Origin of the sequence: Ralstonia mannitolilytica, assembly GCF_905397375.1 — a bacterium.
Classification (GTDB): Bacteria; Pseudomonadota; Gammaproteobacteria; order Burkholderiales; family Burkholderiaceae; genus Ralstonia; species Ralstonia mannitolilytica.
On the sequence record NZ_CAJPVG010000001.1, the window covers coordinates 977,490 to 992,781 of the forward strand.

General features: G+C 66.7%; 10 protein-coding genes. 8 read left to right on the forward strand and 2 right to left on the reverse strand.

Annotated elements, in window-relative coordinates; translation table 11 throughout:
* Window positions 1-433: 433 nt before the first annotated feature.
* The 6 genes from KHN96_RS04375 (at window position 434) to KHN96_RS04400 (ending at window position 8,917) form a co-directional block, all read left to right on the forward strand.
* Window positions 434-2,545: a glycosyl transferase family protein gene (locus tag KHN96_RS04375; protein WP_045218571.1), complete on the forward strand. Its 2,112-nt coding sequence runs from the start codon at window positions 434-436 to the stop codon at window positions 2,543-2,545.
* A complete protein-coding gene (locus KHN96_RS04380) occupies window positions 2,542-4,278 on the forward strand; it encodes a bacteriophage N4 adsorption protein A (protein WP_062738130.1) in 1,737 nt (578 codons plus the stop codon). The genes KHN96_RS04375 and KHN96_RS04380 overlap by 4 nt, the downstream gene beginning before the upstream one ends.
* Window positions 4,279-4,567: 289 nt before the next feature.
* Window positions 4,568-5,827, forward strand: coding sequence for a non-hydrolyzing UDP-N-acetylglucosamine 2-epimerase (gene wecB, locus KHN96_RS04385; RefSeq protein WP_045218567.1), 1,260 nt, complete (start codon window positions 4,568-4,570; stop codon window positions 5,825-5,827).
* A 9-nt stretch (window positions 5,828-5,836) separates the two neighbouring features.
* Complete coding sequence (locus KHN96_RS04390; protein WP_045218565.1) at window positions 5,837-6,295, forward strand: hypothetical protein; 459 nt, start codon at window positions 5,837-5,839, stop codon at window positions 6,293-6,295.
* Window positions 6,296-6,308: 13 nt separating this feature from the next.
* A complete protein-coding gene (locus KHN96_RS04395) occupies window positions 6,309-8,027 on the forward strand; it encodes a DUF2334 domain-containing protein (RefSeq protein WP_062738131.1) in 1,719 nt (572 codons plus the stop codon).
* Between the two features lie 2 nt (window positions 8,028-8,029).
* On the forward strand, window positions 8,030-8,917 hold the full coding sequence (locus tag KHN96_RS04400) for a hypothetical protein (protein ID WP_062738132.1): 888 nt from the start codon (window positions 8,030-8,032) through the stop codon (window positions 8,915-8,917).
* On the opposite strand, the gene KHN96_RS04405 is transcribed toward KHN96_RS04400, so the two are convergent.
* A complete protein-coding gene (locus KHN96_RS04405) occupies window positions 8,907-10,043 on the reverse strand; it encodes a mechanosensitive ion channel family protein (RefSeq protein ID WP_062738133.1) in 1,137 nt (378 codons plus the stop codon). The two genes, KHN96_RS04400 and KHN96_RS04405, sit on opposite strands and share 11 nt — an antisense overlap.
* A 93-nt stretch (window positions 10,044-10,136) precedes the next feature.
* Window positions 10,137-11,456, reverse strand: coding sequence for an Nramp family divalent metal transporter (locus KHN96_RS04410; protein WP_062738259.1), 1,320 nt, complete (start codon window positions 11,454-11,456; stop codon window positions 10,137-10,139).
* Window positions 11,457-11,622: 166 nt separating this feature from the next.
* Between KHN96_RS04410 and KHN96_RS04415 the strand changes: the two genes are divergently transcribed.
* Window positions 11,623-13,380: a molecular chaperone HscC gene (locus tag KHN96_RS04415; RefSeq protein ID WP_082062865.1), complete on the forward strand. Its 1,758-nt coding sequence runs from the start codon at window positions 11,623-11,625 to the stop codon at window positions 13,378-13,380.
* A gap of 8 nt (window positions 13,381-13,388) precedes the next feature.
* A complete protein-coding gene (locus tag KHN96_RS04420; RefSeq protein WP_115044572.1) occupies window positions 13,389-15,179 on the forward strand; it encodes a J domain-containing protein in 1,791 nt (596 codons plus the stop codon).
* Window positions 15,180-15,292 lie beyond the last annotated feature (113 nt).

Below are 15,292 nucleotides of genomic sequence, written 5' to 3' on the forward strand. Positions count from 1 at the left end.
CACCTAACCCGAACACCCTGCACCGGAGCGGACCTCGCCTCCGTCGTTCGTACGGCGGCGCTGTCCGCTGCCTGGACGACGGTTTCGACTTGCCCACTGTGGCTGGGCTTCGCTGCGATACCGGCCCCGCTCTCGCCCGCCGCGATGTGCGTTCATCCATGCAACAACCCGGCGCGTTCGGCAGCGGCTGCGCGGGGGTGCGGCGCAGGACACCGCATAACCGCGCGCCCTCGCGGGTCTTGGTATGGTCCTCGCGTTCCCCCGGCGGAAGCGGGCAGGAGAGCGACGCATGCCACACGATCCGAGCCGATCGACGGCATGCCACCGCGTAAGCGGTCGCCCCGCACATCGATAAGACCTTGGGGGAATCAATGGCGGCGCAAAGCGGGGGAGTGTCCGGGCACGGGCAATGTGCCGGCATGGAGGAGCGGCCATGACCGACGTGCCATGGGAGCTCTATCTGGCGTTGCTCAACACGCTGACGATGGCGACCACGCTCGTCATCCTGATCAGCACGGCCGACGATTTCTTTCTCGACGCGTTCTATTGGCTGCGCGAGCTGTGGCTCTGGCCGCAGCGCGGCCGCACGCCCGTCACGATCGCGGCTGAAGAACTGCGCCAGCGCGAGGAGCAATGGCTCGCCATCATGGTGCCGGCATGGAAGGAGTACGACGTCATCGCCAAGATGGTGGAGAACACGCTGGCGACGATGGAGTACACGCGCTTCATCATCTTTGCCGGCGCCTATCGCAACGATGCCGAGACCACCGCCGAGGTCGAACGCATGGTTCGGCGCTATCCCGGCCGTGTGGTGCGCGCGGCCGTCACGCACGATGGCCCGACGTGCAAGGCCGACTGTCTGAACACCATTGTCCAGACGATCCTGCGCTACGAGGCCGGGCACGGCATCCGCTTTGCCGGCGTGATCATGCACGACTGCGAAGACGTGATCCACCCGCTGGAGCTGAAGTACTTCAACTACTTCATCCGCGATCAGGACCTCGTGCAGTTGCCGGTGCTCTCGCTGGAGCGCAAGTGGTACGAGTGGGTGGCCGGCACCTACATGGACGACTTTTCCGAGACGCACCAGAAAGACCTGGTGGCCCGCCAGGCGCTGACCGGCACGGTCCCGGGCGCCGGCGTGGCGCTGTGCTACAGCCGGCGCGCCATCGAGGCGGTGATGAAGGCGCGCGGCGATGCGCCGTTCAACACCAGCACGCTCACCGAAGACTACGACTTCAGCTTCCGGCTGCGCGAGCTCGGCATGCGCGAAGCGTTTGTGCACTTCCCGATCTGCGAAACCACGCCCCCGCAGGAAGACGCGCAGGGCAAGGCGCATGCACGCTGGCATCTCGGGCGGCGCAAGCCGCGGCGCGTGCAGCTGCTCGCCACGCGTGAGTATTTCCCGAGCACGTTCCGCACGGCCTACCGGCAGCGTGCGCGCTGGGTGCTCGGCATCGCGTTCCAGGGCTGGCTGCAGATGGGGTGGGACGGCAACCTTGTCACCAAGTACATGTTCTTCCGCGACCGCAAGGGCGTGGTGACGGCGCTGTTCTCCATCCTCGCGTATGTGCTCTTGCTCAACTACCTGGTGCTGGGCGTGCTGCTCGCCAAGGGCTGGGCCGCGATACCGGCCGGCACCCTGGCGGTGAACAGTCCATGGATGCACCAGCTGCTCGCCATCAACGCCGTGCTGCTCGCCAACCGGCTCGCGCAGCGCGTGTACTTCGTGGGCCGGCTCAATGGCCCGCTGCAAGGCGTGCTGTGCCTGCCGAGGCTGGTGGTGAACAACTTCATCAACTTCTTCTCGGTGTGCCGTGCCTGGAAGATCTTTCTGATCTACTGCCTGACCGGCAAGCCCATCGCGTGGGACAAGACCCAACACATCTACCTGTCGAATGACGCGCTGGGCCGCACGCGCGGCAGGCTTGGCGAGACGCTCGTCAAATGGGAAGTCATCACGCAGGAGCAGCTTGACGCGGCGCTGGCCATCCATCGGGAGACGGGGCAGCGGCTTGGGCAGGTGCTCCTGCGGCAAGGCCTGGTCACGCCCGACACGTTGGCCGATGCACTGGCCGAGCAGGCCGACCTGCCGCGCGTGAGCCTGACCAACGTCGTGCTCGGGGCGCTGGCAGATTGCCTGCCGCGCGACCTGGCGGTGCGGCATCACGTCGTGCCGTTCTCGATCGGCGAAGACGGCTCGCTCAACATTGCCGTGTCGGAGTTGCCCAACGGCGAAGCGCTCGAAGAGCTGGCCCGCGCGGCCGGCCGCAAGGTGGCGTGCTTCATGGCGTGCGACCACGAAATGTCGGCCGAACTCGCGCTCTTGGCCGACCTCAACCGCCGCGCCACGGTCGTCTTCGGCCCCGCGGCGTACTCGGCCACACTGGCCATCGAATCCATGACGGGCGCCGGCCCGAACCTGTCCGCAGGCACGGCACCCGCGCCCGAGGCTCCCAACATCCCCCCGATACCCGTGCCGCCGGACCCGCCACCGGGACCCGAGGCGCGTCCCAATCCATCCGTCGCGGGAGGTGTGGCATGAACACTGGACGAAAGAACGTTTCGGCATTGCGCAGGCCGCGCTGGCCCATCGCGGCGGCGGTGTGGGCGCTGTGCCACGGGGTGTCGGTTGCCGAGCCCGCAGCGCAGCCGCTGCAGCCCGACGCCTATTTCCGCGCCGACCGTGCCTACCGCGCCATCGACGCGAGCCGGCTCGACGATGCCGAAGCCGCCACACGCGCCGCGCTCGCCGTGCAGCCCGACAGCCTGCAGCTCAACCTGCTGCTGCTCGACGTGCTGACGCGCGAGGGGCGCATCGATGCCGCGCGCGCGCTGGCCGATGGGCTGCTGCAGAAGTATCCGAACGAGCCGCGCGTGTATGCGCAGCACGGCTTCCTTGCTCAGAAGGCCGGTGCGCCGGCAGTGGCCGAGCAGGACTTTGCCCGCGCCGTGCAGGGCGCTGAGTGGACGCCGCAGGAACAGCGCAACCTGCATCTGGCCTGGTCGGACAATGCGTACTCCGCCCGGCATCCGCGGGCAGCGCTCGAGGCGCTTGCCCCGTTGCAGGATCAGCCGGATGCCGCCGTGCAGCTGCGGCTCGCGCAATCGCGCCTGCAGCTCGGGGACCGCGATGGTGCGGCGCAGGCTGCCTCGCTGGCTTCCGAACACGCGACCGACCCGGCGCAGCAACAGTACGCAAAGGCGCTGCTTGCCCAGGCGATGGCACCCGAGGCCCAGCCGGAAAGCGCTGCCGCGGACGATGCGCGCGCGGCGGGGCAGCGTGCGTTGAACGAAGCCTACGAACACATGCGCGCCCGTGACGACCGCGCTGCGCTCGCCGCATTCCAGAGCGGCTTCTCGGTCGGGCAGGGCAACTGGAGCCATTACGCGGATGCGGCGTACGCCGCCAAGCGCCTCGGCGACAACCCGACCGCCATCGAGCTGTTCCGTCAAACGCTGGACCGCGCCGATGCCGATGCCAGGAACGAGGGCGGCAGCAACGGTGACGACCGCCTGAGCGCGGACCGGCGTTTCGGGTACCGGCGCGAAGTTGAACAGATGCAGCGCACGGTCGGCATGGTGCTCTCCGGTGCGTACCAGACCTCGGCGTTCGGCTTGCCCAACACCGTGAGCATCGCGCAGGCCGGCACGGAGGTGTACTGGCAACCGCCTGGCATCGGCTACCGCGACGGCAGCATCTTCCAGGTCTTCGCGCGCGGTTACGACAGCGTGTACGACCGCAACGGCACCACCGGCCTGCCGACGGTGCAGGGTTCCGTCGGCGCGCGCTACAAGCCGATCAAGGACATCAACCTTGTCTTCACCGCAGAGCGCCTGTTCCGCATCGGCCGGCTCACCAGCAACGACACCCTGCTGCGCATCGGCTTCTCGACCGACCAGGGCATCGACCTGCAGGTGACGAAGCCGCGCTGGCAGACGTGGCAGGTGTATGGCGAGGGCGCCTACTTCATCAACGCGGGCCGCATGATCGTGAGCACCGAGGCGCGCTACGGGCACACCTGGCGCATGGCTTCCATCAGCGATCGCCTGACGGTGTATCCGCACATCGTGCTGGCGGGCGACCACGATAACAAGGCAGTGGGCCAGCGCCTCGCACTGGGCGTTGGCCCAGGCATCAATCTGCGGTACTGGTTTCGCGAGACGCCGTACAGCGCTCCGGCCAGCTGGCTGGATCTGACCGTGCAGTACCGCCTGCCGCTGACCCATGCGGACCGGGCAAAGGGGGTGGTGGCGCGCGCCGTCTTGTGGTTCTGAGCTGGTGAACGTTGCGTACGTGCGTTCCATCAAGGAACGGCCGCGGGCCACGCATCATGCAGACCCCACAGAGGTGTCGCGAATGAAACGTTTCTGACAGTTGCCGCAAGTGGATCACGAAGAGGGACGGGCAATGGCGCCTGCAGGATGGCGCCGTACCGCCACGGTGGGGACAAAACAGCATGGATGGCACGACCTTCGCTCCATTGGCAGAGTCTGCGCCAGATCGGAAGCGACGCGGTCGTCGTCGCGCGTTGTCGCGCATGGAGCAGATCATTGGGGGGCAGTCATGAAGGAAAGAATCCTGACCGTGTTCGGCACACGGCCCGAGGCGATCAAGATGGCGCCGCTGGTGCAGGCATTGCGCGCCGAGGCAGGCTTCGACTCGGCGGTGTGCGTGAGCGCGCAGCATCGGCAGATGCTCGATCAGGTGCTGGAATTGTTCGGCATCGTGCCCGAGTTCGACCTGAACCTGATGCGGCCTGGGCAGACGTTGTCCGACATCACGTCCAACGTGCTGGGCGGCATCGACCGCGTGCTGGATGCGTACGCCCCCGACGCCGTGCTGGTCCATGGCGATACCACGACCACGCTCGCGGCGAGCCTAGCAGCGTTCTACCGGCGCATTCCCGTCGGTCATGTCGAGGCAGGGTTGCGCACAGGAAACATCTGGTCGCCGTGGCCGGAAGAGCTGAATCGCCGCGTGACCGACGCCGTCACCACGTGGCATTTCGCGCCGACGGCCGAGTCGCGTCAGAACCTGCTCGACGAGGGCATCGACCCTGCGCAGGTGACGCTTACCGGCAACACCGTCATCGACGCGCTGCTGGCGGTCAAGCGGCGGCTGGACACCGACGCCGGGCTCTCGACCGAGATGCTGGCGCGCTATCCGTTCCTGGATGCGGGCCGGCGGATGATCCTGGTGACGGGCCACCGGCGCGAGAACTTCGGCGAGCCGTTCGAGCATTTCTGCGTGGCGCTGCGCCTGCTTGCTGCCAGGCATCCGGATGTGCAGATCGTGTATCCGGTGCATCTGAACCCGAACGTCCAGGAGCCCGTCAACGCCATTCTTTCGGGCCACGGCAACGTTTATTTGATCGCGCCGCAGGACTACCTGCCCTTCGTCTACCTGATGGACCGCGCCCACCTGATCATCACTGATTCGGGCGGCATCCAGGAGGAAGCGCCGGCACTCGGCAAGCCGGTGCTCGTCACGCGCGACACGACGGAGCGCCCCGAGGCCGTTGCGTCTGGCACCGCGCGGCTTGTGGGTACCGATACGCAGCGCATCGTCGATGAAACCGAGCGCCTGCTGCATGACAGCGCCGAATACCAGCGCATGGCGCAGGCCCATAACCCCTACGGCGACGGGCAGGCCTGCTTGCGCATCGTCGATGCGCTGAAGGCCGCGTTTGCCGGGCAGCCGCAACAGGCTGCCCGCGGCCCCCAGCTCGTTCGCAAGCCAGTTGCCGAGGCCGAGATCATCGATCTGGACGTGGCGCGCGCGATCGCGCAAGGATCATCCACGCAACACCGCCTGAACGGTTAGGAGGGTTTGATGAATGCGAAACAGATCGGGGGCGGTGCGTTGCTCGCCTCGGCATTGGTGGCCGGCTGGCTGATCGTCGCGCCACCCGGCGCAGAGAAAGCCGGTGTGCTGGCTGTCGCGCCTGAGGCTGCCCAGAACGACCCGGTTGGCGGAGGCGACAGCAACGACAGGAAAGCCCCCGCACCCACGCCTTCAAAAGGCACGGCCACGGCCGCGCAGCCCGCCCAGCCCGCCGTGATGGCCGCGACGACACACAGGGCCGCGACCGGCGGCCCGCGCGCCTATGGCTACGGCGTCATGGACGAGAACGGACAGGTTGTTCCACCGCCTCGCCCGGCGGTCATGACAGAAGTCCGCCCCGGCATGCCGGAAAACGAGACGACAGGTACCGAACGCGGCCACGACCGTGGCCCTAACTTCAACCTCGGGCTCTACCGCCAAGCGGATGGCTCGGTGTATCGCCCATGAGTCGGAGCGCATCATGAAGACAGTCTTTCGGAAGTTTCTCTATGCAGTGGTGCTGGCCGGCGGCATGCTCGGCATTTCATTGACGGGGCCAGCGCAGGGCGCCAGCTGCACCATCGGGCTCGGCCCCGTCTGCGTGACGGTCGGAGGTTCGGCCTCTGCACAGACCACACCGGCGAAGATGCTGGTGCTGTACGACGCGCCCGCCAATGATCCGTACACCAACCTTGGCAAGGCGTACGCGATCATGCTGTACAACCTGCTCGCGCACTTCAACACCACCATCACGATGCTGCCGGTGCAGAACTACACGGCAGGCATGACCGAGCAGTACACCGCCACGTTCTATATGGGGAGCTACTACAACAACCCCATACCGGCAGCATTCCTCTCCGACGTGACCACCACGCAGAAGACCGTCGTCTGGTTCAAATACAACCTGTGGGAACTGGCCTGGAACCCGGCGTATCCGTTCACCGCGCGCTACGGCATCAACTTCGTGAACCTGCGCGGCATGAACGCCACGCCTTCGGCCAGCGCTCCGAACCCGGGCTTCTTCGATAACGTGAGTTACAAGAGCCTGTCGATGCAGAAGTACTACGCGTTCAACTCGACGACGGGCGCCGTCACGGCCGACCCGGACATCGGCGTGACCTCCGTGGCCGACGCCACCAAGGCCTCCAGCCTGGTGACGATCACCAACACGGCCACGAATGAGACCGCGCCGTACGTCATGCGCTCGGGCAACTTCTGGTACTTCGCCGACATGCCGTTCTCGTTCATCGGCCCGCGCGATCGCTACCTCGTGATCTGCGACTTGCTGCATGACATCCTCGGCACGAATGCGCCCACGTCGCACCGCGCCCTTGTGCGCCTGGAAGACGTGAATGCCACGACGTCCGTGGCCGCCATGAAGACGCTGACCGACTACATGCAGAGCAAGAGCATTCCGTTCTCGATCGCGACCATCCCGCTGTATACCGACCCGAACGGCGTATACAACGGCGGCGTGGCGCAGACCATCCATCTGGTCAACGCAACGGGGCTGAAACAGGCGCTGAACTACGCCAAGGCACGCGGCGGAAAGATCCTGATGCATGGCTACACGCACCAGTACAGCAACATTCCGAACCTCATTAACGCCGTGAGCGCCAACGACTTCGAGTTCTGGCTTGCCACGCAGAACCGGCCGGTGAATGAGGATTCGACGCAGTGGGCCGCAAATCGGCTGTCTGCCGGCCTGCTGGAGTTCCAGCTCAACGGCTACAACCCGTTTGCCTGGGAGGCGCCGCACTACCAATCGTCGCCGCTGTCGATCCAGGCGGTGCCCAAGTACTTCAAGAACACCTATCAGCGCGTGGTGTACTACACCTCGGACAATCCGCAGACGCTGAACGCGACCACGCCCGGGCATGACTTCTCGGTGGGCCAGTTCTTCCCCTACATCATCCAGAAGGACTACTACAACCAGCGCATCATTCCGGAGAACCTGGGCAATGTGGAATACAACATCTGCAATATCGACCCATCGTCCTGCCTGTCGTACACGGCGCAGGACATCCTGACCAACGCCAACTACGCGCTGGCGGTGCGCGACGGCTTTGCGTCGTTCTTCTTTCACCCGTTCTGGCTGGAACCCGAAGTCGGCACGCCCGGCTTTGCCGACTTCCAGACCATCATCACCGGCATCACGGCGCTGGGCTTTACCTGGGCCGACGCCAGCGTGGTGCAGTGACCATGCCGGCGGTGCGGGCGATACTGGCAATGGCGATGCTGGTATCGGCCGCATCTGCACAGGCCGCGGGGCCGGCGGACGCAATGCCCGTCGGCCCCGCGCCGCTGTATGGCGTGACGATCGATGCGGTGGACGACGTGCCGGCGGTGGTCGATGCGCTTGCGCATCTGCCGCATCGGCCCACCGCCCGCGTCGTCTTTGACGAGGGCATGCGCGCCTCGCACTATGCCGCTCCGGTCGCTGCCATCCGGCGTGTGGCCTACGTGATGGGAGAGCTTGCGGATTCGTCCACGCTCAAGCAATACACGCCACCCGAATTGCGCGAGCGCGCCAGCGCATACCTGCGTACGCTGGGCAGCCAGGTCGACATCTGGGAAATCGGCAACGAGGTCAACGGCGAGTGGGCCGGGCACCCGCGGGACGTGGTCGACAAGACGCTGGCGGCTTACGACGTCATCCGCCAAGGCGGCGGCCGGACCGCGCTGACGCTGTACTACAACGAAGGCTGCGCGGAGCAACCGTCACACGCGATGTTCGGCTGGGTCGAGCGCAACCTGCCAGCGCGGCTTCGCGAGGGCGTGGACTATGTCTTCATCAGCTTCTATGAAGACGATTGCAGGATCGCCACGCCGCCGTGGAGCGCGGTGTTCCAGCGCCTGGGCGAGCTGTTTCCGCATGCCGCGCTCGGCTTTGGCGAGGTGGGCACCCGCCGCGCCGCGGGCAAGCCGGCGCTCATCGCGCATTACTACGGGTTGGCGGTCGACCACCCTCGCTACGTGGGCGGCTATTTCTGGTGGTATTTCCGGCAGGACATGGTGCCGCGCTCGCGGCCGCTGTGGCGCGACCTCGACGCGGCATTCCGGGCGCAGTCCGCCGCGCTCACCCGCTAGCGCGCGCGTTGACGCGCTGCGTCTGCGGTGCGCCGGGCCTGCCGGTCACGAGGTCTTCCGGGCTGACCGGTTCACCGTCGCGGCGCACGAGCTGGATCGTGCGGGTGGGCAGGGCGAAGGCCGTGCCGAGGTTTTCGAGCCCCTCGAGGATCGTCAGGTTGATGCGCTGCTGGATATCCATGTACAGGTTGAAATCGGGGTCGGTCACGAAGTACACCACCTCGAAGTTCAGTGCGTTCTCGCCAAATTCCTTGAAGTGCGCGCGGTCGAAGCGCGTGTTGCCCGCGGTTTCAACGGCACGGCGCACGATCTCCGGAATCTTCTGCAGCTGCGAGGCCCGTGCGTCGTATGTCACGCCGAACGTAAAGACCACACGCCGTTCCGACATGCGTTTGTAATTGTGAATCGTGCTCTTGAGCAGCGCCGTGTTCGAGGTCACGATCTCCTCGCCGGACAGGCTGCGGATGCGCGTGGTCTTGAGCCCCACGTGCTGCACCGTCCCGGCGATCGATTCGAACACGATGAAGTCGCCGATCTCGAACGGCTTGTCGAGCCCGATGGCAAGCGACGCGAACAGGTCGCTCAGGATGCTCTGCACCGCCAGCGCCACCGCCACGCCGCCCACGCCCAGGCTGGCGACAAAGGCCGTGATGTTCACGCCCACATTGGCGAGGATGCCCAGCACGAGCATCGACCACAGCGCGAAGCGCAGCACCCACGCCATCATCGACGTGATCACGGGGTTATGGGTCGTGCGCCCCTGCGCGGAGAGCTTCTCGCGCGTCCAGAGCGTGACGCCGCGGTTCAGCCATAGCGCAATCTGGAACCCGATGATGACGAACCAGACGTGGTCCGCCTTGTTGGCAATGCGCGTCGGCAGGTCGATGAAATACGAACCCGCCAGCAAGGCCGCCAGCGCGATGAACAGCGGATGCGTGTCGTGCATTACCGCCGCGCTGAGAATGTCGAACCGGTGGCCGGTGCGCCGGGCCCGGGCCTCGAGCCGGTTGCCGATGAACCGGATGAAGTTGGACAGCACCGCATAGGCGGCGATGGCCGTCAGTGCCGCCGCCAGCCAGTCGCGGATCGGCACGCGCAGAAAAGTGTGGGCGTTGAGCCACTCCATAGGCATCTCCGTGCAATAACACGGATGCTGCGCCGCACAGAACGTGCCAGCGGCACGGGGCAGCGGCCCGGGTTTGGCCCCTGGTGCGCCGTTTCAGCCGGCCAGCACCTGCCAGACCAGCCACACGTTCGCCACGCTGATGATCCCGAACAGCGCCCACGCCAGCAGGGAAGTGACGCGCGTGTTGACGAATGCGCCCATCAGCGTGCGGTCGTCCGTCATCCGGATCAACGGAAACATGGCGAACGGCAGCTGCAGGCCCAGCACCACCTGGCTGATGACGAGCAGCTTGGCGATGGCGTGCTCGCCCAGCATGGCCACGCCGATGAATGCGGGAATCAACGCCAGCGCACGGGTGATGAGGCGTCGCTGCCAGCACGGGATGCGCAGATCGAGGAAGCCTTCCATCAGGATCTGTCCGGCGATCGTCCCGGTGAAGGTGGAGCTTTGCCCGGCCGCCAGCAGCGCGAAGCCGAACAACAGGCCCGCCAGCGCCGTTCCCACCATGGGCTCCAGCAGGCGGTAGGCGTCCTGGATATCGGCCACGTCGCGGTAGCCGTTGGCATGGAAGGCCGCAGCGGCCAGCACGAGGATGGCGCCATTCACCAGCAGCGCGAGGCTCAACGAGACGATGGTGTCCAGCCGCGAGAGCCCGATCGCTTCGCGCTTGGCCGCGTCCGTGGCGGCCGTCATGCGCGTCTGCACGACCGACGAATGCAGATACAGGTTGTGCGGCATCACCGTCGCGCCGAGGATCCCGATGGCGAGGTACAGCGGCTCGCGTTGGCTCACGGCCTGCCACGACGGCATCAGGCCCGCCGCGACGGACGGCCAGTACGGCTTGATGAGGACCAGTTCGACGAAGTAGCACAGCCCGATGGTCAGGATCAGCCCGAGCACGATGGCTTCGAGCTGGCGGAAGTTCTTGCCCTTCAGGCCCAGTACGATCAGCGTATCGAGCGCGGTCAGTGCAACGCCCACCAGGATCGGCACGCCCAGCAGCAGGTGGAAGGCCAGCGCACAACCGAGCACCTCGGCGAGGTCGCACGCGATGATCGACAGTTCGGCCAGCAGCCATTGCACCCGCAGCGCACCGGGGCGGTAGCGGTTGCGCGAGGCACGGGCCAGGTCCATCCCGGTGACGATGCCCAGCCGCGCCGACAGGCACTGCAGCACCATCGCCGCCAGGCTGGAAAGCACGACCACGAACAGCAGCGCATAACCGTAGCGGGACCCCGCTTCGATATCGGTGGCCCAGTTGCCCGGGTCCATGTAGCCGACGCAGACCAGCAGCCCCGGCCCCGCAAAGCGCAGCAGCTTCCTCCACAACGGCAGGCCGGGCGGGATGGCAACGGTGCCGCGGACTTCGGATGGGCAGAACGGCGCGGTGGCGGTGGTTGGCAGGCGGAGCATGCGCGCGGCAGAGGAAGAGGCAATCGGAACGGACCCATGATAGCCAGGCGCCGTCGGCGGCGCGTGGTGCGTGCACGACGCCCCCCACTTCGTGGCATGCCGCTCGAGGCCGGCTTTGGGTAAGCTGCGCGGCAGCTTCGGCTTGCCGCTGCCCAGGCATTCCTGCATGCCAGCGGCCCATGTCCATCCTTCCTTCTTCCTGACCATCGTGATTGTCGGCATCGACCTTGGAACCACCAACAGCCTCGTCGCCGTATGGCGCGACGGCGGCGCCAGCATTGTCCCCAACGCGCTCGGGCACGCGCTGACGCCGTCGTGCGTGGGCTTTCTGGACGACGGCTCTCTTGTCGTGGGCGAAGCCGCGCGCGAACGCCTGCAGACCCATCCGCAGCTGACGGCGGCGCTCTTCAAGCGGTACATGGGCACCGACCGCAAGATCACGCTGGGCCGGCAAACCTTCCGGCCCGAAGAGTTGTCGTCGTTCGTGCTGCGCGCACTCAAGGCAGATGCCGAGGCCCTGCTCGGCGAGCCCGTGACGGAAGCGGTCATTACCGTGCCGGCGTACTTCAGCGACGCGCAGCGCAAGGCCACGCGCGTGGCAGGAGAGCTGGCGGGGCTGAAGGTCGAGCGCCTGCTCAACGAGCCGACGGCGGCGGCCCTGGCCTACGGCCTGCAGAGTCAGGACGAGAGCAAATTCCTTGTATTCGACCTGGGCGGCGGTACCTTCGACGTGTCGATCCTGGAATTGTTCGAAGGCGTGATGGAGGTGCGTGCCTCGGCCGGCGACAACTTCCTCGGCGGCGAGGATTTCGCCACGCTGCTCATGCAGTCCTTCCTGCAGAAGACCGCGCTGGGCGAGCGCGTGGGCACCGATATCGGCAGCTTGCCCCCGGCACTGGCCGAGCGCCTGCGTGCAGCCGCCGAGCGCACCAAGCGCACGCTGACGGACGCCGTCTCCACCACGCTGCGCATCGAATACGAGGGCGAAACCTACAACTGGGAAGTCAGCGCCGATGCCTTTGTCTCGCTGGCCGAGCCGCTGCTCGAACGTTTGCGCTCGCCCATCGAGCGCGCCCTGCGTGACGCGCGCATCCGCCCGGCCGAGCTCGATCGCATCGTGCTGGCCGGCGGCGCCACGCGCATGCCGATGGTGCGCCGGCTCGTGAGCCGCATGTTCGGCCGCTTTCCGGTGGTCGACCTGAATCCTGACGAGGTGGTGGCGCTTGGCGCAGCCGTACAGGCCGGCCTGAAGATGCGCGATGCGGCCCTCGATGAAGTCGTGATGACCGATGTGGCGCCGTATTCGATGGGCGTGGACGTCGTGCAGCGCGTGTCGATGCAGCGCATGACCGAGGGCCATTTCCTGCCGATCATCGAGCGCAACACCGTGGTGCCCGTCAGCCGCGTCGAGCGTCTGCACACCGTGTCGGACAACCAGGCCGAGATCCACCTGCGCATCTTCCAGGGCGAGTCTGCGCGCGTGGTCGACAACATCTTCCTGGGCGAGCTGCGCATCCCGGTGCCGCCCAAGCCGGCGGGAACGGTGCACATCGACGTGCGCTTCACGTACGACGTCAACGGCATTCTCGAATGCGAGGGTACGGTGGCCGACACGGGCGAAAAGCACGTGCTGGTCATCGAAGAAAACCCCGGTGTGATGACACCCGACGAAGTGCAGGCACGCCTGGCAGCACTGGCGGCCATCAAGATCCACCCGCGCGACCAGACCGAGAACCGTGCCGTGATGTCCCGCGCGGAACGCGTGTTCGAACAGCTGCTCGGCGCCCAGCGTGGTGCGGTCGGGCATGCCATCGGCGTGTTCCAGGGTGCGCTCGATACGCAGGATCCGGATCGCATTCGCGAGGTGCGGACCAGCATCAAGCGCCTGCTCGACCAGGTCGAGTCCGGCGCAATGTTCGACTGAAGGCGCCCATGTCGACCGAACTGTTTGGACCGTGGGCGGTGCTGGGCATTGAACCCACACACGATGCCCGCCAGATCAAGCGCGCCTACGCGGCCCGCCTGAAGGTGGTGCGCCCCGACGACGATGCTGCCGGCTTCCAGGCGCTGCGCGAGGCCTATGACACGGCCCTCGCGCAATGCGACGATGGCGCGCCGCCGCCGGTTGTCGTGCACCTGGAGACCCGGCACGCTGATCCTGAAGCCGCGGCCCAACTGCCCGACGATGCGTCAGGACGCCCCGCGCCGCTGACGTTTCGGCCGGCACCGCAGCGCGAGCTTGGCCCGGCGCCGGGCGTTGTCGGCGTGCAGCACTGGCAGGCGTTCCTGGCCGAGGTGCCGCAACAGGACCCGGACGACGTGTCCGATGCGCGCGTGGAAGCGATCGAAACGTTGCTGCGCGCTCGCCTCCAGCATCCGGACCTGATCCATTTCGAGGCCCGCGAAGCGTTCCAGCACGCCGCGCTGCGTGCCTGCGCCGATCGGGCAACGCTCGGCACCGTCCGCATGGCGTGCGACAACGTGTTCGAATGGACCGGCGCCCCCATGCCGCTGGACCCGCATGAGCGCCGGCTGTGGCAAATCGCCATTGACCGTGCGGCCGGCGACGTGCAATACCAGGGCGTGCAGCACCGCGCCAAGCACTCCGCCACCGTGCGGCGCATGTTGCAGCCCGGGCCCGCCAGGATTCCGACGCTGCGCCTGTTCATGCCGTACTTCCTGTCGGACGTGCGCAAGTTCCTCGAGCAACTGAGGACGAAGTGGCCGCAGGCGCTCGAATATCGGCTCGACCACGCCTCGATGCAGGCCTGGGACGAGGCGGCGCGCCGCCCATGGCCGTCGTTTTCGGGGCTGGCGGCGCTCAGTGCATTCGGTGCGCTGATGTTCTGGGCGGGCGGCCACCGCTGGGATGCGCCGGATTGGTACCAGCAACTTGGCACATTCTTCGTGTGGCTGGTGACCGTTTGCATTCTGGTGCTGCCCGTGACGCTGCGCGTGGCCTATCCCGTGTGGATCGCGCCCGCGCTGGAGCGGCGACGCGCGCGCGGCCAGCTGCGGGCGCTGCATCCGGCAGTCTGGTACGGCATTCGCATTGCGCCGCCGACGCTGGCGCTGTGCGTGCTGCATCCGTCCGACTGGTACACCGGTGTCGTGACTGCGGCCATTGTGGGTGTCGCCTTCGTGCACGTGCTGGTGCTGCTTGTCCAGGAACGCGCCCGCGTGCTGGCGCTGCTGGTGCCGGCGGGCATGTTCTACGGCTTCAGCCTGGTGAGCGCCTTCGAGCCATTCTTCGGCAACGGCCTGCTGGTGCTGGCGTTGTCCGATACGTTGTTCCTGGGGCTGCGCGAGGTGCTGCTGCGTGGTTTTGGGCAGGACTGGCAGACCACCCGGGCGCGACTCGTCCTGCTGGCGGTTGGCATTGCCGCCGTGCCGCTGCAGCTGTTGCTGGCGCAGGATCTGCCCGCGGTGGCTGCAACGCTGGGGTGGGCATGGTTCCTGGCCGGCCTCGCGGCCGTCGACCCATTCTGGTCAAAGCTCGCGGAGCGCAAGGGCCTGGGCGGGACGTACGTCTGGATGTTCGCCATGGCGCTGACGCTCGGCGCGGGACTGCTGTTGAGCGACGTGCTCGTGCCGAAGGGGCACGTCCTGCGCGGGATGCTGATCCTGCAAGGCTCGGTCGCCTGGCTGGTATTGACGGCCTTGCTGCGCACCGCATGGCACGCGGTGCTGGACGGCATGCGCAGCCGTCGCCAGCGGGCGTGAGATCCCGCCGTTCATCGCAAACGAGGCGCGCAATTGTGCGCCGACGTGCATATTGCCCGGGCACATTTAAGGCAAAGCTCAGTCCGTTGCGGTAGATTTCAGCGTTTGCCGGC